The 23,537-nt window shown below is 45.8% G+C and carries 40 protein-coding genes; 29 read left to right on the top strand and 11 right to left on the bottom strand.

From position 1 onward, the window contains the following. Positions 1 to 29: 29 nt before the first annotated feature. The 8 genes from R7127_RS13440 to R7127_RS13475 all read right to left on the bottom strand — a co-directional run bounded on the left by R7127_RS13440 (position 30) and on the right by R7127_RS13475 (position 4,516). A complete protein-coding gene (locus R7127_RS13440; RefSeq protein WP_318148410.1) occupies positions 30 to 551 on the bottom strand; it encodes a single-stranded DNA-binding protein in 522 nt (173 codons plus the stop codon). Beyond that, a complete protein-coding gene (locus R7127_RS13445) occupies positions 551 to 814 on the bottom strand; it encodes a hypothetical protein (RefSeq protein WP_318148411.1) in 264 nt (87 codons plus the stop codon). Before R7127_RS13445 ends, R7127_RS13440 begins: the two co-directional genes overlap by 1 nt. Positions 815 to 895: 81 nt before the next feature. Continuing rightward, a complete protein-coding gene (locus R7127_RS13450) occupies positions 896 to 1,480 on the bottom strand; it encodes a 3'-5' exonuclease (protein ID WP_318148412.1) in 585 nt (194 codons plus the stop codon). A 9-nt stretch (positions 1,481 to 1,489) separates the two neighbouring features. Next, a complete protein-coding gene (locus R7127_RS13455; protein WP_262656404.1) occupies positions 1,490 to 1,702 on the bottom strand; it encodes a hypothetical protein in 213 nt (70 codons plus the stop codon). Between the two features lie 52 nt (positions 1,703 to 1,754). Beyond that, entirely contained in the window at positions 1,755 to 2,573 is an 819-nt protein-coding gene (locus R7127_RS13460) for a DUF2303 family protein (RefSeq protein ID WP_318148413.1), read from the bottom strand. 39 nt (positions 2,574 to 2,612) lie between these two features. Further along, positions 2,613 to 3,008 carry a hypothetical protein gene (locus R7127_RS13465; protein WP_005376932.1) on the bottom strand — a complete coding sequence of 132 codons (396 nt, stop codon included), beginning with the start codon at positions 3,006 to 3,008 and terminating at the stop codon, positions 2,613 to 2,615. A 506-nt stretch (positions 3,009 to 3,514) separates the two neighbouring features. Further along, a complete protein-coding gene (locus tag R7127_RS13470) occupies positions 3,515 to 3,838 on the bottom strand; it encodes a hypothetical protein (RefSeq protein ID WP_318148414.1) in 324 nt (107 codons plus the stop codon). A 12-nt stretch (positions 3,839 to 3,850) separates the two neighbouring features. Beyond that, complete coding sequence (locus R7127_RS13475) at positions 3,851 to 4,516, bottom strand: LexA family transcriptional regulator (RefSeq protein WP_318148415.1); 666 nt, start codon at positions 4,514 to 4,516, stop codon at positions 3,851 to 3,853. A gap of 109 nt (positions 4,517 to 4,625) precedes the next feature. Here R7127_RS13475 and R7127_RS13480 point away from each other — a divergent pair, with 109 nt between their 5' ends. From R7127_RS13480 to R7127_RS13535, 12 genes are read left to right on the top strand one after another with little or no spacing between them, the layout of a single operon-like run. Beyond that, positions 4,626 to 4,892: a helix-turn-helix transcriptional regulator gene (locus R7127_RS13480; protein ID WP_318148416.1), complete on the top strand. Its 267-nt coding sequence runs from the start codon at positions 4,626 to 4,628 to the stop codon at positions 4,890 to 4,892. Then, positions 4,882 to 5,334, top strand: coding sequence for a YmfL family putative regulatory protein (locus R7127_RS13485; RefSeq protein ID WP_318148417.1), 453 nt, complete (start codon positions 4,882 to 4,884; stop codon positions 5,332 to 5,334). The genes R7127_RS13480 and R7127_RS13485 overlap by 11 nt, the downstream gene beginning before the upstream one ends. After that, positions 5,331 to 5,600: a hypothetical protein gene (locus R7127_RS13490; protein ID WP_140131125.1), complete on the top strand. Its 270-nt coding sequence runs from the start codon at positions 5,331 to 5,333 to the stop codon at positions 5,598 to 5,600. The genes R7127_RS13485 and R7127_RS13490 overlap by 4 nt, the downstream gene beginning before the upstream one ends. Beyond that, entirely contained in the window at positions 5,600 to 5,761 is a 162-nt protein-coding gene (locus R7127_RS13495) for a hypothetical protein (protein WP_318148418.1), read from the top strand. The genes R7127_RS13490 and R7127_RS13495 overlap by 1 nt, the downstream gene beginning before the upstream one ends. Continuing rightward, positions 5,761 to 5,958, top strand: a complete 198-nt coding sequence (locus tag R7127_RS13500; RefSeq protein ID WP_318148419.1) for a hypothetical protein — start codon at positions 5,761 to 5,763, stop codon at positions 5,956 to 5,958. The genes R7127_RS13495 and R7127_RS13500 overlap by 1 nt, the downstream gene beginning before the upstream one ends. Continuing rightward, a complete protein-coding gene (locus R7127_RS13505; protein WP_318148420.1) occupies positions 5,955 to 6,647 on the top strand; it encodes a hypothetical protein in 693 nt (230 codons plus the stop codon). Before R7127_RS13500 ends, R7127_RS13505 begins: the two co-directional genes overlap by 4 nt. Continuing rightward, the gene (locus R7127_RS13510) at positions 6,638 to 7,594 is read left to right on the top strand and encodes a helix-turn-helix domain-containing protein (RefSeq protein ID WP_318148421.1); all 957 of its coding nucleotides are present in this window, start codon (positions 6,638 to 6,640) and stop codon (positions 7,592 to 7,594) included. The genes R7127_RS13505 and R7127_RS13510 overlap by 10 nt, the downstream gene beginning before the upstream one ends. A 10-nt stretch (positions 7,595 to 7,604) precedes the next feature. Beyond that, on the top strand, positions 7,605 to 7,817 hold the full coding sequence (locus R7127_RS13515; protein WP_318148422.1) for a hypothetical protein: 213 nt from the start codon (positions 7,605 to 7,607) through the stop codon (positions 7,815 to 7,817). After that, entirely contained in the window at positions 7,811 to 8,509 is a 699-nt protein-coding gene (locus R7127_RS13520) for a phage antirepressor KilAC domain-containing protein (RefSeq protein WP_193269704.1), read from the top strand. The genes R7127_RS13515 and R7127_RS13520 overlap by 7 nt, the downstream gene beginning before the upstream one ends. Then, on the top strand, positions 8,506 to 8,817 hold the full coding sequence (locus R7127_RS13525; protein WP_318148423.1) for a hypothetical protein: 312 nt from the start codon (positions 8,506 to 8,508) through the stop codon (positions 8,815 to 8,817). Before R7127_RS13520 ends, R7127_RS13525 begins: the two co-directional genes overlap by 4 nt. Continuing rightward, positions 8,814 to 9,119, top strand: a complete 306-nt coding sequence (locus R7127_RS13530) for a DUF4406 domain-containing protein (protein ID WP_318148424.1) — start codon at positions 8,814 to 8,816, stop codon at positions 9,117 to 9,119. Before R7127_RS13525 ends, R7127_RS13530 begins: the two co-directional genes overlap by 4 nt. 11 nt (positions 9,120 to 9,130) lie before the next feature. After that, positions 9,131 to 10,102: a DUF968 domain-containing protein gene (locus R7127_RS13535; RefSeq protein ID WP_318148425.1), complete on the top strand. Its 972-nt coding sequence runs from the start codon at positions 9,131 to 9,133 to the stop codon at positions 10,100 to 10,102. 16 nt (positions 10,103 to 10,118) lie between these two features. Here R7127_RS13535 and R7127_RS13540 read toward each other — a convergent pair whose 3' ends face one another. The 3 genes from R7127_RS13540 to R7127_RS13550 all read right to left on the bottom strand — a co-directional run bounded on the left by R7127_RS13540 (position 10,119) and on the right by R7127_RS13550 (position 11,752). Beyond that, a complete protein-coding gene (locus R7127_RS13540) occupies positions 10,119 to 10,367 on the bottom strand; it encodes a hypothetical protein (RefSeq protein ID WP_318148426.1) in 249 nt (82 codons plus the stop codon). 209 nt (positions 10,368 to 10,576) lie between these two features. Next, positions 10,577 to 11,182 (bottom strand): type VI secretion system-associated protein TagO, encoded by a 606-nt coding sequence (locus tag R7127_RS13545; RefSeq protein WP_318148427.1) that lies wholly within the window; start codon positions 11,180 to 11,182, stop codon positions 10,577 to 10,579. A gap of 195 nt (positions 11,183 to 11,377) precedes the next feature. Further along, positions 11,378 to 11,752, bottom strand: coding sequence for a hypothetical protein (locus tag R7127_RS13550; RefSeq protein ID WP_318148428.1), 375 nt, complete (start codon positions 11,750 to 11,752; stop codon positions 11,378 to 11,380). 288 nt (positions 11,753 to 12,040) lie between these two features. On the opposite strand from R7127_RS13550, the gene R7127_RS13555 reads away from it, so the two are divergent. From R7127_RS13555 to R7127_RS13635, 17 genes are all read left to right on the top strand, one after another. Further along, the gene (locus R7127_RS13555) at positions 12,041 to 12,391 is read left to right on the top strand and encodes a DUF4258 domain-containing protein (protein ID WP_318148429.1); all 351 of its coding nucleotides are present in this window, start codon (positions 12,041 to 12,043) and stop codon (positions 12,389 to 12,391) included. Positions 12,392 to 12,403: 12 nt separating this feature from the next. After that, positions 12,404 to 12,862 carry a helix-turn-helix domain-containing protein gene (locus tag R7127_RS13560; protein ID WP_318148430.1) on the top strand — a complete coding sequence of 153 codons (459 nt, stop codon included), beginning with the start codon at positions 12,404 to 12,406 and terminating at the stop codon, positions 12,860 to 12,862. 156 nt (positions 12,863 to 13,018) lie between these two features. Then, positions 13,019 to 13,654: a hypothetical protein gene (locus tag R7127_RS13565; RefSeq protein ID WP_318148431.1), complete on the top strand. Its 636-nt coding sequence runs from the start codon at positions 13,019 to 13,021 to the stop codon at positions 13,652 to 13,654. Positions 13,655 to 13,809: 155 nt separating this feature from the next. Continuing rightward, entirely contained in the window at positions 13,810 to 14,001 is a 192-nt protein-coding gene (locus tag R7127_RS13570) for a hypothetical protein (RefSeq protein ID WP_318148432.1), read from the top strand. Beyond that, a complete protein-coding gene (locus tag R7127_RS13575) occupies positions 13,988 to 14,467 on the top strand; it encodes a lysozyme (protein WP_318148433.1) in 480 nt (159 codons plus the stop codon). The genes R7127_RS13570 and R7127_RS13575 overlap by 14 nt, the downstream gene beginning before the upstream one ends. Positions 14,468 to 14,496: 29 nt before the next feature. Next, positions 14,497 to 14,931 (top strand): lysis protein, encoded by a 435-nt coding sequence (locus R7127_RS13580; RefSeq protein ID WP_318148434.1) that lies wholly within the window; start codon positions 14,497 to 14,499, stop codon positions 14,929 to 14,931. A 96-nt stretch (positions 14,932 to 15,027) separates the two neighbouring features. Next, positions 15,028 to 15,570, top strand: coding sequence for a terminase small subunit (locus R7127_RS13585; protein ID WP_318148435.1), 543 nt, complete (start codon positions 15,028 to 15,030; stop codon positions 15,568 to 15,570). Further along, positions 15,542 to 17,437 (top strand): phage terminase large subunit family protein, encoded by a 1,896-nt coding sequence (locus tag R7127_RS13590; RefSeq protein ID WP_318148436.1) that lies wholly within the window; start codon positions 15,542 to 15,544, stop codon positions 17,435 to 17,437. The genes R7127_RS13585 and R7127_RS13590 overlap by 29 nt, the downstream gene beginning before the upstream one ends. After that, positions 17,438 to 17,683 carry a hypothetical protein gene (locus R7127_RS13595; protein WP_318148437.1) on the top strand — a complete coding sequence of 82 codons (246 nt, stop codon included), beginning with the start codon at positions 17,438 to 17,440 and terminating at the stop codon, positions 17,681 to 17,683. A gap of 4 nt (positions 17,684 to 17,687) precedes the next feature. After that, entirely contained in the window at positions 17,688 to 19,130 is a 1,443-nt protein-coding gene (locus R7127_RS13600) for a phage portal protein (RefSeq protein WP_318148438.1), read from the top strand. Next, on the top strand, positions 19,108 to 20,931 hold the full coding sequence (locus R7127_RS13605; protein ID WP_318148439.1) for a phage major capsid protein: 1,824 nt from the start codon (positions 19,108 to 19,110) through the stop codon (positions 20,929 to 20,931). Before R7127_RS13600 ends, R7127_RS13605 begins: the two co-directional genes overlap by 23 nt. 71 nt (positions 20,932 to 21,002) lie before the next feature. Beyond that, a complete protein-coding gene (locus R7127_RS13610; protein WP_270944396.1) occupies positions 21,003 to 21,179 on the top strand; it encodes a hypothetical protein in 177 nt (58 codons plus the stop codon). A 5-nt stretch (positions 21,180 to 21,184) separates the two neighbouring features. Next, positions 21,185 to 21,463, top strand: coding sequence for a sugar transporter (locus R7127_RS13615; RefSeq protein ID WP_318148440.1), 279 nt, complete (start codon positions 21,185 to 21,187; stop codon positions 21,461 to 21,463). Beyond that, positions 21,460 to 22,092: a phage tail protein gene (locus R7127_RS13620; RefSeq protein WP_318148441.1), complete on the top strand. Its 633-nt coding sequence runs from the start codon at positions 21,460 to 21,462 to the stop codon at positions 22,090 to 22,092. Before R7127_RS13615 ends, R7127_RS13620 begins: the two co-directional genes overlap by 4 nt. Then, complete coding sequence (gene gpU, locus R7127_RS13625; RefSeq protein ID WP_318148442.1) at positions 22,082 to 22,528, top strand: phage tail terminator protein; 447 nt, start codon at positions 22,082 to 22,084, stop codon at positions 22,526 to 22,528. The genes R7127_RS13620 and gpU overlap by 11 nt, the downstream gene beginning before the upstream one ends. A 2-nt stretch (positions 22,529 to 22,530) precedes the next feature. Then, a complete protein-coding gene (locus R7127_RS13630) occupies positions 22,531 to 23,034 on the top strand; it encodes a phage tail tube protein (RefSeq protein WP_318148443.1) in 504 nt (167 codons plus the stop codon). 5 nt (positions 23,035 to 23,039) lie between these two features. Then, positions 23,040 to 23,480 carry a phage minor tail protein domain-containing protein gene (locus R7127_RS13635; RefSeq protein WP_318148444.1) on the top strand — a complete coding sequence of 147 codons (441 nt, stop codon included), beginning with the start codon at positions 23,040 to 23,042 and terminating at the stop codon, positions 23,478 to 23,480. The last annotated feature ends 57 nt before the right edge of the window (positions 23,481 to 23,537 follow it).

Here is a 23,537-nt window from a genome sequence, read left to right on the forward strand (position 1 = left end):
TTGCTCTTCCAAATTTGGTGGTTGACGGGTTAACAGCAGTGAAGTAGTGCCGGATACTGCAAGCCAATGGGAGCGAACGGTATATCGTCTTCAAAATCCATTGGTGGCTCATTATATTGGCTGTTGTTTGGCTCATTATTGGTTGGGTACTTAGGTGCTTGTTGTTGAGGCTGCTTAGGTTGCCCCCAACTTTGATCGCGCTTACCACCTAGCATTTGCATCACACCATTAAAGCCTTGGACGACAACTTCCGTTGTGTATTGGTCCTGACCATTTTGATTTTGCCATTTGCGCGTTTGCAGCTGCCCTTCAATATAAACTTGAGAACCTTTTTGTAGATATTCACCGGCTACTTCTGCCAGCTTTCCAAACAAAACGACTCTGTGCCATTCAGTCTTCTCGCGTTGTTGGCCTGTCACTTTGTCACGCCAAGAATCGCTGGTGGCCAAAGTGATGTTCGCGACTGCAGTACCATTAGGCATATAACGAACGTCAGGATCGTTGCCTAAGTTTCCAACCAGGATAACTTTGTTAATTCCACGGCTCGCCATCACTTTACCCCGCCTGGGTATCGATTGAAGTTCAGGTTCTTACGGCCGCCTTTCGATACGTCCTGATTGCGAAAATAGAACGCGGAGCCGACCAGTGTTTCATCTTTCATAATTGCGGCCAGTTCCTGCTGAAACTGCACATCGCTCATTCGTTGTGTAACGGTCGAATCCTTAGGTTGCTCTTTTGGTAAGCGAGTACCAGTAGGGCGAAGCTCCATCACACCATCAACCGCTCTATTGATCTCTTCCTGTGTCATGCTCATCGTGATATCTCCATGCTGAATAGATGACATAGCCGAGGCTAAATAGGGCGCAAAGCCCTATATAAGCGAGTAGTGCCTTCACTATTGGTTCTCCATTAGCGTCAGCATGGTCATAGTGTCTTTGGCCGCATCATGAAGGGCATGATGTTTAATAAAGCCTTCTGGATTTTTCTCAATCACATAGCCATTGCGTGTTCCGGCAATAGTGTCGATAGCGGTACGAATACAGCGGAAGCGGTTGTATAGCCAAGGTTTGGTAATGAGGCACTTTTCAAAAGCGTTCTCTAGGATCCCACCGTCAAAGTCGTAACCACGGCAAAAGATTTGCCCACCATCTTTTTGCAAAGGCTGGACGTATTTGATTAGGTGATGGTTTACCTGATGTAACGCTTCTTCTATGTGGGTGTCTAACTCTGCGTTTGGCTCTAAGACATGACGAGCTTGTTCACCTTGTTTATTCCACCAATTCATCGTGGATTTAGATTCAGTAAAGCCAGCAGGAAAACTGCTCATATCTATCTTGATATAAAGGCTGGCTTCGCGTTCGCACAGGTCTTGAAAGCAAACTTGTTCACCAGGATTCCAAGGAACGATGCCAATACTTAAGATTTTTGCAGTGGTTTCAGTATCCAGAGTTTCCAGATCGATAGTGACGTTTTGGTACATGTGAAATCCTTACATTACTTGTGCCGCATCTCTGGCGAACATGTTTAGAAATTGATTAGTGAGCGAGACATTAGAAGGACATTCTTTGCTGATGCCCCAGCCGTTGGTCTCGTTCTCTGGCTTAATCAGAGTTAGGTTGATCACTTCACAACCTAGCTGGTGACTAAAGTAAGGGGCCGATGTCGTGACCTGCCCGAATTGAGTATCGATGGTTGCCGCCATAGATATTTCCTCGCAAGATACGCCCCCTTTAAGAAGAGGGCGCCAATATTAGTTAAGAGCTGAATGATCCAATGAAGGTATCAATTTCGATCTCACCGTTTTTAAAGCACGCTTGAAGTTTGGTTTGGAACTCTTCGCCCATCTCTTCTTCGTGCTGTTCCAGCTTCTTGATACGAAGGACTAGGGTTTCATTACCGATAGTGCTCATGCGCATTTCAAAGGTGCGTTCTGCTAAGCCTAAGTAAGGCACACACGTGAACTTAAACACCGCAGGCATTGGGAACTCTTCCTTGGTGCGAACCGCAACAGACTCGTATTCAGATTGGTGGTGGCTGAAGTCATCCACGTTGGACTCACGCCCGGCTTTCGCTTCAAATTTCATATTGCGAATAGCGGCAGATGCGACAGAGTTCTCGATGACTTCCCCAGTGGTAGAGAAGACCTGAACGAATTCGCTGTAATCTTCGACCCATTCAGCCAGTTTCTTTTGTCCAAGGCGTTCTTCGTTAATGTTTAGCAGGGCGTTAAACGCCGCGGTACGGCGCAGAATCAAGTTTGCTTGATGTTTACAGTGCCCAGGGAAGTTATGAGTGCCTAGGTCAAAAATAGTTACCGCAGCCATACGTTCAGCATTGATAAAGCACTGGTTGCCTTCGGTTTGATACTCTTCGTGGTAACGCACAAACTCATCGATATTTGCCGTCTTCATCGTGCCGCGGAAATAATTGCGGTTTGGCATGTACTCTTCTAAGTCATGCAGATTGAAAGACTGAGGCAGAGCCGCGACAGGAAAACCTGCTTGTTCTAACTGTTTTAAAAACTGTGGTGCATTCGCTGATTCTTGAATCTGTTGGATTGCTGATTTATCCATTTATCTGTTCTCTCTTTGAGTGAGTTGCTGGTGGATGAGTTAGCCGCGTACTTCGCGCAGCATGCCTTCTTCAATAACGGCTTGGCCGTGAATATCTTCTTTTGGTCGGTCGTAGGTAAGTTTGCCGCCTTTGCCTACATACGCGATTGAGGTGTATTGGAAGTCTTCTGACTTGGTACCGAATCCGGCTTTTGGCTCTTTTACCGACATGTTGACGGTGATTTCTACCATTTCGTTGTTGGTACCCATTGGTTTGAGCTTTAGATCCATCTTTACGTTTCCCTGCTTATCGCTGTAGGACACAGCCCGGGCAACGTTAGATAGAGCCAAACCGACGACATTGGAGACAACTCCCCCGTCCAGTTCCTGCATGAGTTTTGGGAAGTTAGTGGTGCGGTCCTCAAGACTGAGGTTTCCTGCTTCTTGGTTAGACATGTGATTTCCTCGCTTCAGTAGTTCGTTAACCAACTGGAATGAGGTTAATATTACATAATGGAATTTAACGGTCAATTACAAAATGGAATTATTGTGTGTAATTTGCTCCAGGTATAAAAAAACCGCCAAGATGGCGGTTTAAAAAATGCGGGGGAACTAGCCCTTTTGGCATCATTAACGACAGTTAATTATTTGCGTGACTTGCTGGTAAATCACTCTGACACTTAGGGCACTTGACGGCCTTGGTGCTAATGGAGCTGTCACAGTAAGGACATGTCTTTTGCACCAAGGATGAAACCATCCATGTCGATATAAGATAAACGATGATGCCGACAAGGACGCTAAGCCATGAAAATCCGAATACTATTAGAGCACTAAAAATGAGAACAATAACAATAAATTGAATTAGATAAGCTAGCAATTTCAAACCTTTACCTTCCATGTAATAACAGCTTTAAAATACCCAGCGTTTCTTTTCACTGGAGTTGAGTAAGCATCAATGTCCGTTATAGGCTTTCAGAAGTAATGCCTTCTAAGGATGTAAATTTACAATCACCTGTAGTATCAAATTCAATGCCATATCGATCTTTTGGCTCTTTTCTAATAACGACTCCAACCATATCTGAAGCTCGCTTAGGACACTGCCCTTTTATCTTTTTGTATTCTTCTGCAAAGTTCTCTAACCCTACAACATCTGCTATCTCTCGCTGTTTGGACAGCTCTTGTTGCTGTTTTCTCATTTGAGATTGCTTTACTTGGTCATAAATAAATGGGCTTGCAATTACAGATACTCCAATCACAAGTGAACCAATAATTATCGATTTATTCATTTATTCTAAGCCTTAAAAGAGTTTGAGTTTAGCGTCGATTACAACCCCGATAATTTTACAGTTGCCATTGATTGGTAAGATTGGAAATGCTGGGTTGAGAGCCTTCAAGTATTTCTGACCACTGTCGACAATGAATTTTTTGAAAGTGGCTTCGTTTACATCAGTTAGTTTCGCGACCACCAGCTTACCGTTCTCAGCATCGACCTCTGTATCCACCAGCACCATCGTTCCCTCAGGAAAACTAACTCCTGTTGGTGACGTCATTGAATCACCTTGAACCGTCAACCAAAAACACCGTTCGCTGCAACGCTCTGTTGTAGGATACCAATCGCTGATTTCTTCAATTGAATAAGGTTCGATGGCTTCGTGCCATTGCCCGGCTTGAACAGAACTAAGGACAGGGAAGGACTTTTGATATGTTGGTTGTATATCGAGTTTTGTGACATTTGCAATGCCGTCATCTGGGTAGTCAATAAAGCCCTCAGAATCAAGCGTCATATGAGTTAAGCCTACACACTTCATAATAGCAGCGACGTTTTCTATGCTTGGCTCTCTATTTTTACTGAGCCAATGCGCTATCGCACTCTGAGAAACTCCCATCATTTCTGCAAGAGCGTTCTGAGTGATGCCAACTTCTTTCATCCTAGCTTTTACTAGGTCATTCCAATTCATTTTCATAGTTAAAGATTATTACTCATTGTAATAACTAGATGAATATCCATATCGTAATATTTTCTTGTTCAATTAAATTCCATAATGTAATATTTATTCTTACTAAGGGGGCATTATGTCGAATTTAAAAGCTATTCGTGGCGAGCTAGGAGTCACACAACAAGCTCTAGCAGAAAAGGTAGGCGTATCCCAAAGCGCCATTAATCATTATGAAAATGGGAATAGAACCGTTGATACCGTCCTTGGTTGGCGAATTGTGAATGCTTTGAATTTATTAGGTGCTGATTGCAAGTTCGAAGACGTATTCCCAGATCCGCAAGAAGATTGTGAAACAAAGGATCAAGGAGTTAAACCACCAATCAAAGGAGCAAATGGTGAATAAGAAAGAGATGGTAAACAAGACCATAGCAGGCGTCACTGGTGGTAAAGAGGCGGTTGCTGCAGTTCTTGGTATGTCGATCGACAGTTTTAACAATCACCTATACGAGAAGAAGGGTTCGCGCTTTTTTAATGTTGATGAGCTGGTGGAAATGGCCGAGCTAACCAACACCCCATATGTAGCTGAGTATTTTGCTAACCGTGTTAGTTACATGGTGGTAGAGCAGCCTGATGTCGCTGAGCTGGATACTGTGGATATGTTTGATTGCCATTTACATCTTAATGCTGTGAAAGGGCTTTTGGATAAAACCATTGAAGAAGCAAAAGCGGATGGTGTGTTTGACGCTCGCGAACGTGCACTCATTGCTCAATTGAAAGCGAAATATCACGCTACTTTCGAAGCTTTCATGCTGAAGCTCGATGCGTTGTATGCGGAGGTTGTATGAAGACAGAAATATTTTGGCAAACCGTTTCACAGATGGCGGACATCACCTGCAGCTCGGCAAAGCTAATGGTGGCGCAAGGCCAATCGTCAGAAGTCTTCGAACGAGAGCAAATTCAGTTATTGAAAGCAAAGTGTGAACGTCGATTACGAGTAATAGATGAGGAAGTGGCTTTAAACCGCGGCAACGGTCTAAAGCCGGGTTGTGATGATTCTCGCGAGGAACAATCACAGCTCACTCAGTCACCAGCAAAGATCACGGAGGAGTGATGGAAAGAATAACACTCAATTATTCATTGTGGTACCACCAAAACGAATACTACAAGGTGGAGAAGGGGCAGAGCATCAAGCTATCTCGCCATGAGATGGAAGATTTACTTGAGGCACAGCGAATCTATCGAACGGCAGTTTATGAGGGGAGGGCTATTTGATGCTGACGGCAACGTTTTTTGACTATGACGGCCAAGAGCTGACAACAGGCTGCTTCTCCCTGCTCACTCGTTCGCTCTATAAGGCTTTGGTGGACGCTAAATCTATTACAGGCTTCGTACTGATTTTATTTGCTAATAACTTTGCTGTGTTGGGGAAAGGTAAGGCGCGTTTGGTTGTAGGGAAGGTGGAAGTATGAAAGTCACCCCAATGATCTTTAATACTGAAATGGTTAAAGCTCTTCTTGATGGGCGCAAGACAGTTACGCGTCGTCCCGTCAAGGTTGACTATGAGCGCGGAATGAATGGGCCAGTGGTTAGAGGTAAGAATGGTGAAGTGTCCGTACTTAGCTTTGCTCCTATTGCTGGCCTTTGCCCATTCGGTAATGTTGGTGATCTAATTTGGGTTCGCGAGACGTTTTGCCCAGACCCAGATTGCGACCATGACTCATGGGACGATCATGAACTTAGCTTTTTTGAATGGAATAACTGTGGCTGTTCTGCAGCGTTCTTGCCTGATGCTCTAAAAAATAACGAACATTGCCTCTTTAAAGCCGAAGGGTTTCCAGATCTTAAATGGACTCCGTCAATTCACATGCCACGTTGGGCTAGCCGATTAACACTTCGAGTAACCAACGTTCGTATCGAGAGAGTCCAAGAGATTACTGAAGATCAAGCAGTGCAAGAAGGTTTAGCTAAGCATCCTCAGTTACCTGCTTGGTGGTCACCAGTTGGGTATCAAACATCACCTATATACGCCTATGAGGAGCTTTGGAACTCGATTTATCAGAATTGGGATGAAAACCCTTATGTCTGGGTAATTGAATTCGAAGTTATTCACCAGAACGTGGACAAAGTTGTATCTGAAATGGGGGAAGTATGTCAGTAAAGGTTATGAGCTACGTTTGGGACATTCCGAGTTTTAAAGGTTCTGATAAGTTGGTGATGCTTTGCCTAGCTGACCATGCGGACGATAGCGGCCTTTGTTGGCCGTCTATCGATACCATTGCTCGTAAATCTGGTGTTTCACCTACCACCGTTAAATCCACGCTTAAGAAACTGGAAGCTGGTGGATGGTTGTTCAAAAAGAACCAATTCAAAAAGGCGGATACTGGTCGCTTAGTTCGTTCGAATAACCAGTACCAATTGCCTGTAATGCTGCTGAAAAAGAAAGCAGATGAACAGACGGATTTTGAACAGTCGAATTTCGTCTGTTCGAAAGACGAACGTTCGAAACTCGAACAGACGAAAGAGCATAGGGGGGTAGGTCAATTTGAAGGGGGGGGTAGGTCGGAATCCGGCTATAAACCACCAATAGATCCACCAATAGAACCATCAAGTAAAGATCTTGCTCCAAGCGAACCGCTCGAAGCCGAACCAGCGCTATTTGAAATTCCTCTAAGTCGCAAAGGTCAAGTTCTTGGTGTGACACAGTTGGATATTCAAGAATACACGGAAGCGTATCCGGCGGTTGATATCCGACTTCACCTGAAACGAATGATCCTGTGGTGCAAGAACAATCCCCAAAAGCGCAAAGCAACTCAGAAAGGCGCAAGACGGTTTATTCAGAACTGGCTAGCCAAGGAGCAAGACAAGGGGCGATCTACAGCACCGCAAAGCAATACTACCGTGGATGTTCAGGACGAAGTGACCGTGATTCAGCGTGAAGTTGCTTTGCTAGAGAGCTCTATCAACTCTGAAAACCAGCGCATGTTGTACTTGATTGACGCTAAGCGACCACAGCATGAAGTGGATCCTTCAAAGCGAAAAATTGCGGATTTATCGGCTAAGCGCAGAGAGTTACTGGAGCGTGTTGCGAATCTAGAGGCAGTGTAGGGGGCCAGCAATGGCAAGTAAAAAGGAATTGGTTGAGGTAATGAAATCTCGTCGCCGGCTTTGGTCTCCGAGTGAGTTGTGTGACGAACTGGGTATTCACGTTTGTGATTTGGTTAGGTTGGTTAAGGTTGCTCGCAGTTCTGGTGTGGATGTTCGTCATGAGAGCAGTGAACTGACGGGGTTCTCGAGTAAATATTGGTTGGCGGAGGGAGTCGAATGCTAGGTATCAGCACCCAAACAGAGATGACAATGAGCAGTCGAGAGATTGCAGAACTGACAGGTAAGCGTCACGACAATGTTCGACGCACTATAGAAAGTTTGTGGGACTTGTCTTTAATTTCGGTCACTCAATTTGAGGAACCGACCGTAGGCGGAGGGAAGCCAACGAGGGTTTATCATGTTAACGAAGAAGGCTCTTACATCGTCGTGGCGAGACTATCTCCAGAGTTTACCGCGAAAATTGTCAAACGATGGCAAGAGCTAGAAAAACAGTCTCAACCACAAGTTCCTCAAACTTTTGCTGATGCTCTTTTGCTTGCGGCTAACCAAGCCAAGGAACTGGAAGAAAAGAACCAGGCATTAGCTATCGCAGCACCAAAAGCCGAGTTTGCAGATGCTATCGCGGGCGCGGATAAAGGTGTGAAGCTCGGTCAGTTTGCTAAAACAGTAGGTTTGGGGCCTGTCACTATTTTCCGTGTACTACGCGAGTTAAAGATCTTCATGAGCCGTGGAGACTCTTACAACTTGCCGTATCAAGACTATGTTGAACGCGGTTACTTTACGGTAAAGCAGGGCACTTACGAAACTAACTCCCAAACACGTATCAGCCACACTGCATTGATCACCGGAAAGGGTGAAATCTGGCTACGTAAAAAGCTTCTTGAAACAGGTCATTTAAAGGCGGTGGCAGCGTGAGCGCATTAGAGAATACGTTGTTGTTCCAAATCAAGGCAATGGGATTGGAAGTTCCCCCCGAGAGGGAATATCACTTCCATGAAGATCGTCGCTGGCGTTTTGACTTTGCATACCCAGAGTATCAACTGGCGGTGGAAGTGGAAGGTGGTACCTGGACAGGAGGTCGTCACACCCGCGGCAGTGGTTATGAGAAAGATTGCGAGAAATACAACGAAGCAGCATTACGAGGTTGGTCAGTTCTACGATTCACCGGAAGTATGATCAAAAGCGGAAAGGCAGTACAAACATTAAAGGAAGCATTATCGTGAAGAAGGTCTACATTGCAGGCCCAATGACGGGATTACCAGAGTTTAACAAGCCAGCGTTCTTTGCGATGGAAGAAGAGTTGAAACGCCGTGGGTGTATTGTCATGAACCCCGCTATCCTGCCGGATGGTTTTGAGTGGGAAGAGTACATGCACATTTGCATTCCAATGTTGGCCTGCTGCGACACGGTGGTGTTTTTGGATGGCTGGCAACTTTCGAAAGGAGCGCGCTTGGAATACGACAAAGCGGTCGAGATGGGTAAGCAGCTGGTTACCAAGCCGTTGCTTGAAACTAAAGTCGCTTAAAGGGAGGGAAGATGCTTAAAGTCAGCTTGGATGTGGTCCCGACACTGAATGCCGCACTCATTCCGCTAAGCCCAAACAAAGAGGCGATTCAACGCTTGCTGGTGGACGGTAAGATCGGGTTGGTTTCTCCCAATCAGCGTCTGGCTACAAAGACCGCTGGAGGGTTGTCTTCGGATGACCTTTCTTTGGTGGCGTTCTTCGCTCATGAAGACGTGCAACTGCTTATCGGTAGTACGGCTAAGTACGTTGATACGATTTCCGAGTGTCAGCTAAAGGATGAAGGCTACTGCAATCATAATCTGAAAACCCGAGTAACCGGCGAGGGGGCGATTCGTTTGTGTTGGCATCACGACAACATGGCCGATGACAGTCACCAGGCATTTTCGATAGCCAGAAAGAACACGGTTCGCCATGGTTTGATGGCTGTCTCTCGCCAGCTGCATGGTGAAGTAAGGCGCATCACAGATGTTGATTTGTGCTGGTGGGCGGTTCGCAATGACGTGTATTCGTTGCTTCCTCAGTCTGTTCTAGAACGCCAGTTCAAACGAGAAGCGGCCAGCAAGCGAGTGGGTGTACTGGGGAACGTGGATACAGATGCCCGATACGTATTCGAAGGTCAGCGCGAGCAACTACAACGATTAGCTAAGCCGGTGCTGAAACTGGAAATCGATGACGATCCACCAGCGATGTACCTAAGAAAACCAAAGCCAATCCGTTGGGAGAGTGAAAAGTACTTATCGTTCGTGCGTAAGTTACCTTGCCGGGTATGCGGTAAAACGGCTGGCATAGCACATCACCTAATCGGCCATGGTGAAGGGAAGATGGGTTCCAAAGCTTCGGACTTGTTCACCATCCCGCTTTGTCATGATCACCACCAAGAGCTACACCACAATGTGGCCATCTGGGAAGGTCAACACGGTGATCAACTCTGGCATGTGAAAGAGACGATTAATCGAGCGCTGGTTGTTGGGGCGTTATGCTAGATCTTAGGTGCAACAGTTATGCGTTGTTTTTGCTCACTAAGTTCTTAATCTCAATAATGTTTTTGTTGTGCTTATAAGTGCAGTGATCACCAATAGCTATCGCTAAAACCCAGCATATCATTGGACCTATAATTGTTCCTGCACTGAGTACTGCTACTACTAACAGGACTATTCCACCAGCCAGGGAAGAATAAAACAGCCCCAATGGACCAAAAAACAGTGTAAGTAAGAAGGATGTTAGTCTTGATTTTTCGTTTAAATTCATCTCAATAACTCTCTATGGGCTAAATTGAATTGCAATTAATAGAATAGGTGAGTGATTGATTATAGAGAAGTTATTTTTTTATAAGTTTGGGTGAACTGTGAATTGGCGCTGCACTTATTCAGGGGTTAATAAGCGTTGATATTCTATCACCAAGAAAGAGAATGGCTGCTGATGCAGCCAAACTTAAACTTTTCGGTAGCCAAGCAACGTTACCAACTACAAGTTTTACGCAAAGGAATTAGTGCGTTAGATAAACCCGCAGTATCAAAGATCGCAGTTACAGGGCTTTCATTGTAAGGAGTAGTTTGTGCTATCAGAGTATCTGCTTTTTCCATACTTTTTAGGAAAGAAATTGGTTTTCTATGGAATGTTGCTTGACTGTCGGTAGACAGACTCCACTTTGAAGTTACCGCTTTGTTAGAACCAATGCGCGTAAGTACCGATGCATCTCTACCTAAGTAATCGTTCCAACCAATATACACATCTGTTTTATTGCTTTTGCAACGAGCGATAAAATACACTTTTTTATTCCATTTGCTTTTACCTGATGAGGCATCTAAAACTAATGTAACCGTTTTGGAGTCGTCTATAGGATTCACTTCTTCAGAGACCATCCACTTTCCGGTGCCTGTTGGCTTAGAGCCTGTAGGTTGTGGCTTATCAAGCTTATGCTTATTTGCAAGGGAGTCATAGCAATCCAGACGAGCTAACTCACCTTCTACCGCAGCACAAGAAGCTATTTCTTTTTCCAACTCAGCAGAGAGTACGCTTGTGGGTAGGAGCAATGAAGCCCCCAGCAACACTACTTTTTTCATAATTGTTTCTCGATTATTGAACGACAACTGACGCCTAACACTTATTTGCAGTCTTTAATACAAAAATCATGCAGGTGCTAATTTTAATATATAAATTTATATCAGCGTCTTAGGCTACATTTTTTGAAGCGAGATTGCATAGTTTAGGTCATCTTTTGATAACGCTGATCACAATTTAGATATTCAAATAGGCACTTATAACCAAACCACGTTGTTCTTGGTGTCTTGGTCTGCGTTCTTGTCCAGGTAATGCTTTACCTCTCCATCATAAAGCAGGATGAAGCACTTTCCGTTTAGGTACGTTCCTACTAAGTAGTGATACCTGGGGATGGTATAAACAACTTTGTATCCGTCATCATCAGAGCATAGAGAAGACACATCCATAATTTTGAGTCGTCTTACACCCACGACATTAGCCACTTCCATAAAGCCACCAAAAGGGATTGTCTTCCAATCGCCATTAGCCATTAACACCGATACATTATCTTCGGTGCCGTTGTAACCGCATGGGCCATCAGGTCCAATTCTGTATATGCGGTGTCCTACCAGGCGTTGAATCGTTTTGTACATTTCAAAAAGGGATTACCATTTAACTGTATATATATACAGTATGATATTGTTGGGAATGGCTGTCCATACTTAGATTGGTAAATCAATGTATCTTGGTGATACATTATTGACATATGCCAGTGTTTGTATCATCATGATACAGCATACAAGGAGCGGCGGTTATTACCGTGAGTATATAAAAACTAGATTAAGGTAATGATGATGAGAGTAGATCGAATGAAGTATCCGTTTAAATTGACGTGTCGTGTTATGAGATAACCCTATTATCACGACATATTGGGAAAGAATATGTCTGAAAAAAGTAGTTTACCAGCAGCTGTAGTCGAATTTCCGTTGCAGCCAAGAACAGCTTTACAACTGATTAACCTACTGGCTAATGATTACTCGAGCAGGGTGAAGATTGGTCAACATACCAAACAAAGAATGCGCGAGAGAGGGATCACGACTCGAGACATATTTAATGTGTTGAAGAGTAGTAGAACTGTCATGCTTGAGGGCCCGAATGAAGAGGCTAAGCAAGGTGATTACTCCTGTAAGCTCAGGGGAGTGAGTTCTGGTGAGTCCATTACGGTTGTTCTTCGTTTGAAATCGGTTGACGTTGAACCGTCGGCCAATACGATTACGGTCTATATGACTTGAGAGACGAATAATATGTACCATTATAACGAGTGCGGCTTAGATAATGTCTATCTTGAGAATGGATACACAGTAGAATACGAAGATGGTGAAGAGTTTGTTAGCTTCGATGATTTTGAAGGTATCCATAGAGCAATAGCAAAAGCTATCTGTGAGCAGAGTTCATGGTTGTCTAGAGAGCAATTTAAGTTCCTCAGAAAAGAGATGAACCTTTCACAATCGGCTTTAGGTAGTTTGTTGTTCTGTGATAGACAAACAATTGCTAGATGGGAAAAAGGTGAGTCACCAATTTCTCAGGCGCAAGATATTCTATTGAGAGCTATTTATGTGGAGTCTATTAATGAGACTAGCCACGTAGCAATGATGATTGAGTCACTTGCTGATGCGGACGCAGAAGAAGCACTAAAAGATCTTGTTCTGCAAGAAGATAAAGATGGTAAGTGGCATCGCATTGAAGCACTAGAAACCGCTTAGAAAATAGAATGATTTAACAAAACCCCTCTGTTGAGGGGTTTTTTAGTTTCTAAAGGATTAGCAAAGACACTGTTTAAATAACCAGCTATCATGTTGTCATAATTAATTAGGGAGAATGACTTCATGGGTTTGTGTGTAAACATAGAAATATGGCCTATGCCTGCTGCAATTGGTATGGCTACGGAAGGCATTAAGGCAAAGTATAATGACGGCTCTGGTGGTGGGGGAGGCTTCGGGGCTGCTGATTACCAAATGGCATCTCGAATTGATGGCGCAAAAGTGCTTTTAACATTAGATAGAATGCAAAAGAAAGCATCGCACTTGGCCGATTGGAGTCTATACGCTTACGCGTCACCGCTCTGGAACTCAAAAGAAAACAAGAAGCGGCTGGTGGAAAGTGTGTTGAATGATTGGGTCGTTCATTCATCTGAGCAAGGCGTGATTGTTCAGAAGCGAACCTATCTCAAAGTTAAAGCGCTCATCAGTTCTATCGCTGGTAATATTGCGCTTGAGCAGCTAGCCGGCGCTCAAACCTATTTCGATCATGCTGGTATCCAATATACGCCAAGTGTTAGCCGCCAGTTCCTTATCAAAGCGCTGGTGGAAGTTGATTGTAAAGATAAGGGGATTGAGAGTGATGGGTTCAGAAGGAAACGAACTCGGTACTACCAAAATCACTGGTCTGAATGGGAAAAGCATATTGAAGCGATTCGCACCCTGCTGATTAACTACGACAAATCCGCCCGAAAATTATTCAAAAAAGAGCTTGAAAATAAAAACGGGGCAATTTAATGTATATATATCCATTATGGATAAGTACACAGTGTTGAAAGCGGCCGCCATTTAGGCGGTTTTTTTGTGCCTATCATAAATTCTCAGAAACCTCGCCTCGGCGGGGTTTTTTCATTTCCACCCAAGCAAAAGGGCACTCCAGTAAGGGGGTGAGTATGCGTATGAATGAAAAGATATCCAGCGCTCTATCTTATTTTTGGAATGGGATAATAGGAGTGTTTGGGTCTATATCTGCAGATGGTTATACGGTGCTGATTGCTTTGGCTGGCATGCTCATTACTGCCTGGATTAACAACTACTGGCAGAAAAAGCGCTTTGAAAAGGACTATGGCGATGAAGCACCTTAATTCTGCAGTCAAGATGTTAGCAGCCGCAGGGGCTTCGGCTCTTATTATGGCGACAACCATGATAAAGCCAATGGAAGGCGTTCGGTTCACTCCTTACATTGATGTCGCTGGTGTTCAAACTGTCTGTTATGGCCATACAGGAGCAGACATTGTTCCTGACAAGATCTACTCGCAGGAAGAGTGTGATGCATTGCTCGAGTCTGACTTGGCTGATGTTAAGCGAATGGTCGACCCGATGATTCAAGTTGATATTCCTGATACCACACGCGCTGCGCTCTACTCATTCACATTTAACGTTGGTATTGGCTCATTTTCCCGTTCAACGTTACTGAAGCTGCTCAATAAAGGTGAGTGGCATGCAGCATGTGATCAACTCAAACGATGGGTTTATGCCGCTGGCAAGCCGTGGAAAGGGTTGATGAACCGACGAGATATCGAGAGGGAAGTATGCCTAATGCAAAGCTGACAGTTTGGGTAACAGCTGTGGCATTAGTGGTGGTAATTACACTCTCGGCAGCATTGTTCGTGGAAAGCAGTCGGGCTGAAATCGCTGAAAGCCAGCTAACCTCAGCAAAGGACGAGATTCAGGGTTATATCGCAGCACTGCACCAACAGCGAGTTCAAATTCAATCTTTCAATCAATTGGGAGAGAAGCATGCAGCAGAACTATCCGCAGCCAAGGAAAAAATTGGTCGTCTTAGCGATAGCCTCAGTACTGGCCCTAAGCGGGTGTATGTCCAGGCAGATTGTCCAGCAGTGCCCGAAACCACCAGCACCAGAAGCGTGGGCGATGCAAACGCCCCAAGACTTGGAGCAGCAGCTGAACAAGATTATCTACGTCTCAGACGAATGATGACTGAGAACGAGCAGCAGACAAAGTACCTACAGGATTATATAAGGACCCAGTGTCTAGCAGAAGATCAGCCATGACGATCATGGGTCCTTCCTGAACAGAGAGCACTGCGGGTGCTGGACTCGCGAGATTTCGCTACTTATGAGCTTTTTTGAATCGAGGTTGTTGTTTAGATGTCGACGATTAAAACAGCGTCAAAAGTTGAACCTCACTGGCTCAATAAATCCACCATGGCCGAGAGTCTTGGCATTAGTGTTCAAGCCTTTGACAAGTGGGGCGTGAAGCCAGTTGCTAAGGTGGGGCGTTCGGTTTATTTCACCGTTGCTGATGTGCTCTACAACCGCAAGCAAAATGAAGTTGAGAAACACCAACCAAAGCACCTAGAACAGCAAGATCTTGATGAAGGTTGCCTTGAGTACGAGCGCTATCGACTAACTAAAGCTCAGGCTGACAGTCAGGAGCTGAAAAACCAAATCGCGACACAGGAAGTGGTACCTGCAGATTTTGCTACATACGCGTTAGCCAAAGTTTCGGCAGAAGCATCAGGGGTTATCGATAGTTTGCCTTTGAATATCATCCGAAAGCATCCAGAGCTGACGACGATTCAGACGGAAAACATTAAGCGCGAGTTAGCCAAAGCGCTGAATACATTAAGCCGATTAGAAAGATCTTTGCCTGAGATATTAAATGACTATATCCGAGAAACAACTGAGTAACTTTCAAGCGGCAGTGAAAAAGGGGTTAGCCACCTTCTGGCGCCCAATGCCAATGACTGCAGTTGAATGGGCAGATGAGCACTTCTTTTTGTCTGCTGAATCATCCTATTTGGAAGGTCGTTGGGAAACTTTGCACTTTCAGGTCGCGATACTTAACAGCATGGGGAACGATGAAATTAGAGTCGTGAACCTGATGAAATCAGCTCGTGTAGGTTATTCTCAGATGTTGAAAGCCGCACTGGCCTACATGCTGGAGCACAAGAAGCGCAACCAGTTACTGTTTCAGCCTACTGATGCTGCAGCGACAGGTTTTATGAAAGCTCACATCGAGTCAATGATCCGCGACGTTCCTGTAGTCAAAGCATTGGCTCCTTGGTATGGAAAGAAACATCGAGACAACACGCTCGACACTAAGAAGTTTTCGAACCGTCGACAGCTTTGGTGTTTAGGTGGTACGGCTGCTAAGAACTATCGCGAAAAGTCGGTAGATACGGTGGTCTATGATGAGCTCGCCGCCTTTCCTGCTGATGTTGAAAAAGAAGGCGCACCTACCTTCCTTGGCGATCGTCGTTTAGAAGGTTCGGTATTTGGTAAATCTATTCGCGGTTCAACCCCTAAGAATAAGCATGAATGCCAGATAGAAAGAGCCTGTAAAGAAAGCGGTATCATGCTGCGTTACGAGATCCCGTGTCCTCATTGCGGCGAATATCAGTATTTACAGTGGGGCGGTCCAGACGCTGACTTTGGTATGAAGTTCCAAAAGTCGGAGCCATCCAGTGTTTCTTATCTATGCCCTCATTGCGCTGCGCTTGGTACGTACGCGGAATGGATGCCGCAACAATACAAAGGGGTTTGGCGAGACCGACTTTCTGACCTTGCAACCAAAGACGGTATGGAGTGGACAACCATCGACGGTAAACCGGTTGATGCCCCCGAGTTTGTCAGCTTTCACATTTGGTCCGCGTATTCACCATTTACCGATTGGCGCCGCTTGGTGCAGGACTGGTTAAAGGCTAAGGACGATGTCGGAAAACTCAAAACTTTTGTGAACACCATATTGGGTGAAACATGGGAAGAGCAGGGTGAAAAACTCGACTCCGACGAACTGTACCGACGCAGGGAAAACTATCTGTCTGACGTGCCAGCTGGTGGTGTTGTACTTACTTGTGCGGTGGACGTTCAGGATGATCGACTCGAGTGCGAAGTCAAAGCATGGGGCAAAGGCGATGAAAGCTGGGGCGTCGATTTCAAAATTCTCTATGGTGATCTAGCTAAACCTCAGATTTGGGAAGAACTTGATCAGTTACTTTCGCAGAACTATCAGCATGAATCTGGCAACAAACTTCATATCGCTTGTACTTGTATCGACTCCGGTGGTCACTTTACTCAGGAAGTGTACAAGTTTGTTAAGTCTCGAGAGAGCCGCAGAATATTTGCCATTAAAGGTGTTGGTGGTGTTGGTCGTCCTATTGTGTCTCGTCCATCAACCTCCAATAAAGCAAAAATCAAACTCTTTGCCGTCGGTACCGATACGTGCAAAGAGCTGGTTATGGCCAGACTCCAAATCCTAGATCGAGGCTTTGGTTATTACCACTACCCGATAGATAACCGCTTTGATGAAGAGTTTTTCAAACAGCTTACCGCTGAAGAACGAAGAACTCGGTACCACAAAGGCCACGCAATTCTCGAGTGGGTGAAAGTACGTAAACGGAACGAAGCGTTCGACTTGGAAGTTTACAACCTGGCAGCGCGTGAAATCCTCAACCCCAATTACGACGCTTTGGCTTTACACCTCCAAGAAGTAGAGGACGTTGAAGACAAACCGAAAACCAAGCCAAGACGTCGATTCAAAATGAAAGGTTTTTAGATGGCACTAACTGAAAGTGAAACAACGCGGAAAGCGTGGTTGGTGGATGCAATCAACGCCATCCAGAATGCGCAGCTTGGCAACTTAACCTCTGGTAAATCTGCCCTGAGTTTTAACGGACGTAATGTGACAAACATGTCGCCAACCGAAATAGAGTCACTTCGTCGTAGTTACGCAGCCGAACTAGCGAAGTTGGAGCGAAAAGAGCAGGGCGTCAGTACCAGAACCATCAGATGTATAGGGTAACCACATGAAGAAATCACCAATTCAGCGCATGGTGGTGAATGAAATGCGCCGTATGTACGACGCAGGGAATCCTGACCGAATGTCGCTATCGTGGGATTCCACACCTTATACCGCCGACCAAGTCATTTACCACCAGTTGGAAATGTTGCGTTCCCGGGCAAGGCAGCAAGCCAGAAATAACGATTACGTTATTCGGCTTATTCAGGTTATGCAGGACAACATCGTTGGGGCGACTGGTTTTAAGTTGCGTTCAAAGGTCAAAACGAAGCAAGGCAAAGCCAGTTACAAAGCGCGTCAGATGGTTGAGTCGCTTTGGAGTGATTTTGAAGATGCTGTTTCACTGGTTGAGTTCGAAAAGCAAATCGTTGCTGCTCAAATAACGGATGGTGAAGCGTTTGTTTTCTTGCGAGTAAGCGCTTCTGGTCGATTGCATCCGGAGTTAATCGAGCCGAGCCGCATTGATATCAATTACAACAGTGAGCGAGGAAACAACTCGATCATCATGGGGATTGAGTATGACGATGACCTCAACCCCGTGGCGTACCACGTTAATGACACTTACGAAAAGCAGCATCCAGGCGTAGGAAGTCAGATCCAATATTCTGGTAAGCGCACCAGCATTCCTGCTTCAAACATGTTGCATGTATTCCGAAAACTGTTTGTCGGTCAAAAACGCGGTGTACCGTGGGTAGCGCCTTCTCTTGGCCGTCTGTTTCAACTCGGTGAGGCAGAAAAAGCCGCGCTAACGGCCTTTCGTATTGGCGCTGCTAAAATGGGCTTCTTCCGATCGGAAGGTGACGATGAATACACCGGTGATGAAGAGTCCGGTGACATGATGCTAAACGCCGAAGCCGGGACCTTTGAAAATATCGGCAACCTGCATTTTGAATCGTTCGACCCAACGTTTCCCTCTGGTGACTTCGCCCCGTTCGTTGAGCGGATCTTGAAAGGAGTCTCTTCGGGTTGGGGAGTGGATTACCACACTGTAGGTAATGATCTGTCTGGAGTGAATTACTCCAGTGCGCGCGTCGGTTCTCTTGATACTCGGGAACATTACAAGAGTCTCCAGACTTGGATGGTCAAAACGTTTGTTAAGCCACTGTTCAAACGCTTCGTTACGTTGAGTCACTTTAATGGTGGGTTTGGAGCCTTACCGCATCCGGTTTCCTCTTATTACGACGCTCAATTTGTCGGGCGACGATGGGACTGGGTTGACCCGCAGAAAGAAGCCAACAGCAAAAAGATCCTTTACGAAATTAAAGCCATGTCACTTTCACAAATCATCCGGGAACGAGGCGACGACCCTGAGGACGTATTCAACGAGATTGCTGAAGAAAACGCATTAATGCTGAAGCTCGGCATTACACCAACACAAGTTTTTTCCGCAATAGCGCCGGAAGAAGATGACGATGAGGAAAAGGCCAATGCCAAATCCAAAGCCACATGAAATCAAAATAGGGGAATCCTTCGAACGCTCAATGATCATCGATGCCACCCGAGGCATTGACGAAGAGAAGCGTACCGTTGAGGTGTCATTTTCCTCTGAAATCGAAGTGCCGCGCTGGTTCGGTACTGAAGTACTCGATCACTCTCCTGGTGCTGTTCGGCTGGAACGTCTAAATGACGGCGGTGCAGTACTGATGGATCACAACCGAAGTGATCAGGTTGGTGTTGTAGAAGTTGCCTCTATCGACGCTGACCGTAAAGGGCGAGCCACGCTGCGATTTGGTCGCAGTGAAAGGGCTACAGACATTTTCAATGACATCGTTGACGGCATTCGAAAGAAAGTCAGCGTGCACTACAAAATTTTTGCCTACGAACGACGAGAAGGTGAAAACGGTCAACCTGACACCATCAAGGTTACCGATTGGGAGCCTACCGAAATTTCTATTGTTGCTGTTCCTGCCGACGCCAGTGTCGGTGTCGGTCGCAGTGACGAACCATCAACTAAAAAGGAGGCAGAAATGCCAGCTCCAACTAATGAACAAGTGGAACAGCAACGTGACGGTGGTCAGCAAACTATTCCTGCGCCAGCTGCTCCGACTATCACCAATGAGCAGGTACGCTCAGATGAACGCAAGCGTATCGCAGAGATTTCCCGTGCGGCAGAAAATGCCCCTTGGGATTTAAGTGCGCTACGCGACGACGCTATCGAGAATGGTATGTCGATCGAACAATTCCGTGCCGCGGCGTTCGAACAAGCGTCCGCTCAACCGAAGCCAGCCGCCGCTCGTATGAGTGACGAGATGATGCAGCGTGAAAACCGTGAATACTCACTAGTACGTGCGTTGAATGCTCAAATGTCTGGCGACTGGTCAGAGGCAGGGTTTGAGCGTGAAATGTCTCAAGAACTGCGTAGCCAAGGTGGCTCTGTTGTCGGTGGTGGTCTGATTGTTCCTGTGAGTATCTTCAGCTCTCAACGTGCCGATACCGCTAACAACGCAGGCCTGATTGGCACTCAACATATGGCGAATCAGTTCATTGATATCATGCGCGCCAATACCTTGCTGGGCAAACTGGGCGCTCGATTCCTTCCTGGTCTGAATGGCAATGTATCCATGCCGAAGAAAACCGCTTCTGCGACCTTTGGTTGGTTAGCGGAAAAAGAGAACGCGACGGAATCAGACGTAACGACTGGTAACGTGACGCTAAGCGGCAAGCACGTTGGTGGTATTGTGCCACTTACGTTTGAACTGATGCGTCAGTCATCTCCAGCCATTGAACAGATTGTGCGTGAAGACATGCTAACTGGTATGGCCTTGGCCATTGATTTGGCAGGCTTTAGCGGTACTGGCTTAAACAACCAACCGCTGGGCATCCTGAACACTGCAGGTGTCCAAACCGTGGATATTGCGGATAACGTCAACCTTATTCCAACGTTTAACGAGGTTGTGAAAATGGAAGGTGTGTTAGATGACGCGAACGCACTGATGGGCTCTCTCGCGTATGCATTCCGTCCTACGGTTTATTCAGCACTGAAAACTGCGAAAAAAGATGCAGGTTCGGGTCGATTCGTTGTCGAAAATGGCGAATGTAATGGCTATAAAGCCCATAGCTCAACTCAAATGCCTGCTGGTGGCTCACTGTTCGGTAACTTCTCAGATGTGACGATTGGTACCTGGGGAATGGTAGAGCTGATCCCAACCCGAAACAGCCAAACGGGTGGTCTGGATATTGGCTGTCACCAAATGGCTGATGTGGCTGTTCGTAACCCTCAATCCTTTGTTAAAGGCGTCGCCGCGGTATAACCAATACGTGATTTCCATTAATGAGTGCCTCAGCAATGCTGGGGCATTTTTATCTTAATCAGGAGCAAAAGATGGACAAAGTAAAACTCAAACTGACTCGCGGTACCGTGATTTCAAAAGGTGTGCATGGCGTTAAAGATGAAATTGTCGAAGTAGACCCACAAACCGCGCTGAATCTTCGTCAGGCTGGGGCTGCGGTTATCGCGGAAGACGATGCCAAAGTCGGAAAGCCAAGTACTAAGAAGTAAAGGCTATGAGTAATTGGTCTCAATCAGTAGCTGAAATGGACGCTGCCTTATTTGGTGCGTTCGGGGAGTCTGCTGTCATTGCGGGTCAATCAGCAACGGTCATACCGGAAACATCCCAAGATCAATTCGGAATGATGGCCGCAAATGTGACCCGTTTATCCATAACCAGCTCGTCGGGTGTGAAAGTTCGCAAGGGTGACAAGGTCACTTATAAAAACCGCAACCATGTAGTGGCAGACGTACCGGAATATCACGACGGCTTGATAAGCTTTGATCTGAAATGAACAACCTAGACCGCCAGTTGGCAACTGCAGTAAAGAACCTCAGTGCGTTAGATGAAAAAGCGGTACCTCGTGCCAGTGCTATGGCCATTAATCGTATCGTCCCGCGAGCAATCAGTCACTCAGTGAAAGACACTTCAAAGGCGGTAAAGGTTAAGCAAAAAATCATCCGGCGTTACGCCAGAGTATCAAAAAGGGCTACTGCAAAGCAGCCTGTCGCCTATGTTCGAGTAAGACGTACCGACATCCCTGCTATTCACATTGGGGAAGCTCGTACACAAATTCGGCGTAAAAAAGGACGTTACCAGGTGCAAGGTGCAACCCGTGGCAAAAATGGTCGTTATACCAAGCGGGATATATCCGGCTTTACATCCATCAAGGTAGGTAAACATAAGTTTGATAATGCTTTTCTTCAAAAGTTAGAGAATGGCAAGTGGCACATTATGCAACGTACTAGTGATGCTCGCTACCCAATCAAGATGTGTGCAATTCCTATCAAGAATGAAATCACCACTGCTTTTGAGGCGAACAGCAAAAAGCTCATGAAGACGGATATGCCTAAAGAATTGCGCTATGCAATGGGCCAACAGGTCCGATTAATAGTCCGAAGAGAGGTAGGGCGTGGAAATTAACAAACAAATTCGCAAGCAGGTCATTGCTGACTTGGAAGCAGCATTAATTGACGCTGAAGGCCAGCCACTTATTGCTGCTTATTTTTCTGGTCGAGGTGAGCCAGTGACTGCCAGTAATGATGGTGAAACTGGGTACCTCGAAGTGCCAGCAGTCTCGGTTTACCTAATAGAAGGGGAAACTACCGGGCAGGATTTCGACGAGGAAGAGCTGAATGCAGTCCTCGCTGTAGAAGTTATGGACTTGGCCACCAATCAACTGGATGACGACCTCGATACCTTTGGTGAAAAGATCCGGGGCGTTATTGAGCGTAATTACAGCGCTAACGGATTATTAAGCCTTTGCAATCGCGCAGGGTTTTCGTACGTCCGAGAGGAAGGAGCACCGTGGGGCTCCTTGGTTTTAACATTTTCAATTGAATACACCGAAGAGGTTTAATCATGGCAGGAACATTAGATCCAACCAAAGCAGTAAAAGGCGCTGGTACTACATTTTGGCGCTTGAATGATGGTGAAACCATCGACGTGGTTGATGATTACTTTCAAGACACCAAATGGACGCAGCTTGCAGGGGTTCGCGAAATTCAAGGCGCTGAATTAACTTGCGAAGATGAAGAAGATAACTACCTGGATGATCCAGAAGCGGATTGGGCGAAAACGACACCTGGTCAAAAATCGGCAGGTGAGACGACCATTACCTTAGTTTGGAAGCCAGGTGAAACGGGCCAACAACAGTTGATTACCGATTTTGAAAGTGATGTGGTTGGTACTTATCGCATCATGTTCCCAAATGGTACACCAGATATTTACCCGGGTTACATCAACTCTTTGGGTAAGGCCGTCACTATCAAAGAGAAAATTACTCGCACGGTAAAAATCAAGAACGTTGGCAAGCCAATCACGGCTGAAGACGCACTGATTGAACAGGCCAATGCAGGAGTATAAGCACGATGGCATACCTAAAAGAGAAAACCATTCAAGTTGGTGAGCAAGAGCTCACCATCCGTCAGCTTTCTGGCCTAGACCGATTCGACTTTATGGACTTTTGTTCAGACCAAACTGTACCGGAACAGCTTGAAGCACCCAAAGAAGACGCAAACCAAGAAGAAAAGGAAGCGTTTTTAGTTAAGGCGAGCAAAGTCGCTAAGCAATGGGATCGTTTGAATTTCATTATGTGCGCAAGGTTGGTTGCGTTTGGTTCGCACTTTGATATCCATGATATCGAAAAACGTCACCAACACATTATGGCATCGATGTCAGTAGAGCAGATTAAATATGTGCATGATGAGGTCGCTAAGCTATCAGGCATGGAGCTACCAGCACCAGAAGAAGATACTGAAGCAACCAAATCTGAGCAGGACAATAAGGAACCCGTCGACCCAAAAGCTTAATTCGGGCTGAAAAGCGGTTCGCCCAAGACCTCGCTCGTGAGTTTGGTCATGTATGTT

This window comes from Vibrio sp. 1159, assembly GCF_033340395.1.
GTDB lineage: Bacteria > Pseudomonadota > Gammaproteobacteria > Enterobacterales > Vibrionaceae > Vibrio > Vibrio alginolyticus.

What these genes read in the sequence shown, in the direction of transcription:
- R7127_RS13510 (WP_318148421.1), top strand. Translation starts at nt 6,638, where the DNA reads ATGTCAGTAAAGGTTATGAGCTACGTTTGGGACATTCCGAGTTTTAAA.
- R7127_RS13560 (WP_318148430.1), top strand. Translation starts at nt 12,404, where the DNA reads ATGTACCATTATAACGAGTGCGGCTTAGATAATGTCTATCTTGAGAAT.
- R7127_RS13445 (WP_318148411.1), bottom strand. Translation starts at nt 814, where the DNA reads ATGAGCATGACACAGGAAGAGATCAATAGAGCGGTTGATGGTGTGATG.
- R7127_RS13570 (WP_318148432.1), top strand. Translation starts at nt 13,810, where the DNA reads ATGCGTATGAATGAAAAGATATCCAGCGCTCTATCTTATTTTTGGAAT.
- R7127_RS13590 (WP_318148436.1), top strand. Translation starts at nt 15,542, where the DNA reads ATGACTATATCCGAGAAACAACTGAGTAACTTTCAAGCGGCAGTGAAA.
- R7127_RS13605 (WP_318148439.1), top strand. Translation starts at nt 19,108, where the DNA reads ATGCCAAATCCAAAGCCACATGAAATCAAAATAGGGGAATCCTTCGAA.
- R7127_RS13615 (WP_318148440.1), top strand. Translation starts at nt 21,185, where the DNA reads ATGAGTAATTGGTCTCAATCAGTAGCTGAAATGGACGCTGCCTTATTT.
- R7127_RS13545 (WP_318148427.1), bottom strand. Translation starts at nt 11,182, where the DNA reads ATGAAAAAAGTAGTGTTGCTGGGGGCTTCATTGCTCCTACCCACAAGC.
- R7127_RS13440 (WP_318148410.1), bottom strand. Translation starts at nt 551, where the DNA reads ATGGCGAGCCGTGGAATTAACAAAGTTATCCTGGTTGGAAACTTAGGC.
- R7127_RS13535 (WP_318148425.1), top strand. Translation starts at nt 9,131, where the DNA reads ATGCTTAAAGTCAGCTTGGATGTGGTCCCGACACTGAATGCCGCACTC.
- R7127_RS13490 (WP_140131125.1), top strand. Translation starts at nt 5,331, where the DNA reads ATGAAGACAGAAATATTTTGGCAAACCGTTTCACAGATGGCGGACATC.
- R7127_RS13550 (WP_318148428.1), bottom strand. Translation starts at nt 11,752, where the DNA reads ATGTACAAAACGATTCAACGCCTGGTAGGACACCGCATATACAGAATT.
- R7127_RS13635 (WP_318148444.1), top strand. Translation starts at nt 23,040, where the DNA reads ATGGCATACCTAAAAGAGAAAACCATTCAAGTTGGTGAGCAAGAGCTC.
- R7127_RS13460 (WP_318148413.1), bottom strand. Translation starts at nt 2,573, where the DNA reads ATGGATAAATCAGCAATCCAACAGATTCAAGAATCAGCGAATGCACCA.
- R7127_RS13520 (WP_193269704.1), top strand. Translation starts at nt 7,811, where the DNA reads ATGCTAGGTATCAGCACCCAAACAGAGATGACAATGAGCAGTCGAGAG.
- R7127_RS13450 (WP_318148412.1), bottom strand. Translation starts at nt 1,480, where the DNA reads ATGTACCAAAACGTCACTATCGATCTGGAAACTCTGGATACTGAAACC.
- R7127_RS13565 (WP_318148431.1), top strand. Translation starts at nt 13,019, where the DNA reads ATGCCTGCTGCAATTGGTATGGCTACGGAAGGCATTAAGGCAAAGTAT.
- R7127_RS13500 (WP_318148419.1), top strand. Translation starts at nt 5,761, where the DNA reads ATGCTGACGGCAACGTTTTTTGACTATGACGGCCAAGAGCTGACAACA.
- R7127_RS13600 (WP_318148438.1), top strand. Translation starts at nt 17,688, where the DNA reads ATGAAGAAATCACCAATTCAGCGCATGGTGGTGAATGAAATGCGCCGT.
- R7127_RS13540 (WP_318148426.1), bottom strand. Translation starts at nt 10,367, where the DNA reads ATGAATTTAAACGAAAAATCAAGACTAACATCCTTCTTACTTACACTG.
- R7127_RS13505 (WP_318148420.1), top strand. Translation starts at nt 5,955, where the DNA reads ATGAAAGTCACCCCAATGATCTTTAATACTGAAATGGTTAAAGCTCTT.
- R7127_RS13475 (WP_318148415.1), bottom strand. Translation starts at nt 4,516, where the DNA reads ATGAAAATGAATTGGAATGACCTAGTAAAAGCTAGGATGAAAGAAGTT.
- R7127_RS13595 (WP_318148437.1), top strand. Translation starts at nt 17,438, where the DNA reads ATGGCACTAACTGAAAGTGAAACAACGCGGAAAGCGTGGTTGGTGGAT.
- R7127_RS13485 (WP_318148417.1), top strand. Translation starts at nt 4,882, where the DNA reads ATGGTGAATAAGAAAGAGATGGTAAACAAGACCATAGCAGGCGTCACT.
- R7127_RS13585 (WP_318148435.1), top strand. Translation starts at nt 15,028, where the DNA reads ATGTCGACGATTAAAACAGCGTCAAAAGTTGAACCTCACTGGCTCAAT.
- R7127_RS13575 (WP_318148433.1), top strand. Translation starts at nt 13,988, where the DNA reads ATGAAGCACCTTAATTCTGCAGTCAAGATGTTAGCAGCCGCAGGGGCT.
- R7127_RS13515 (WP_318148422.1), top strand. Translation starts at nt 7,605, where the DNA reads ATGGCAAGTAAAAAGGAATTGGTTGAGGTAATGAAATCTCGTCGCCGG.
- R7127_RS13630 (WP_318148443.1), top strand. Translation starts at nt 22,531, where the DNA reads ATGGCAGGAACATTAGATCCAACCAAAGCAGTAAAAGGCGCTGGTACT.
- R7127_RS13495 (WP_318148418.1), top strand. Translation starts at nt 5,600, where the DNA reads ATGGAAAGAATAACACTCAATTATTCATTGTGGTACCACCAAAACGAA.
- R7127_RS13555 (WP_318148429.1), top strand. Translation starts at nt 12,041, where the DNA reads ATGTCTGAAAAAAGTAGTTTACCAGCAGCTGTAGTCGAATTTCCGTTG.
- R7127_RS13480 (WP_318148416.1), top strand. Translation starts at nt 4,626, where the DNA reads ATGTCGAATTTAAAAGCTATTCGTGGCGAGCTAGGAGTCACACAACAA.
- R7127_RS13610 (WP_270944396.1), top strand. Translation starts at nt 21,003, where the DNA reads ATGGACAAAGTAAAACTCAAACTGACTCGCGGTACCGTGATTTCAAAA.
- R7127_RS13470 (WP_318148414.1), bottom strand. Translation starts at nt 3,838, where the DNA reads ATGAATAAATCGATAATTATTGGTTCACTTGTGATTGGAGTATCTGTA.
- R7127_RS13455 (WP_262656404.1), bottom strand. Translation starts at nt 1,702, where the DNA reads ATGGCGGCAACCATCGATACTCAATTCGGGCAGGTCACGACATCGGCC.
- R7127_RS13465 (WP_005376932.1), bottom strand. Translation starts at nt 3,008, where the DNA reads ATGTCTAACCAAGAAGCAGGAAACCTCAGTCTTGAGGACCGCACCACT.
- R7127_RS13620 (WP_318148441.1), top strand. Translation starts at nt 21,460, where the DNA reads ATGAACAACCTAGACCGCCAGTTGGCAACTGCAGTAAAGAACCTCAGT.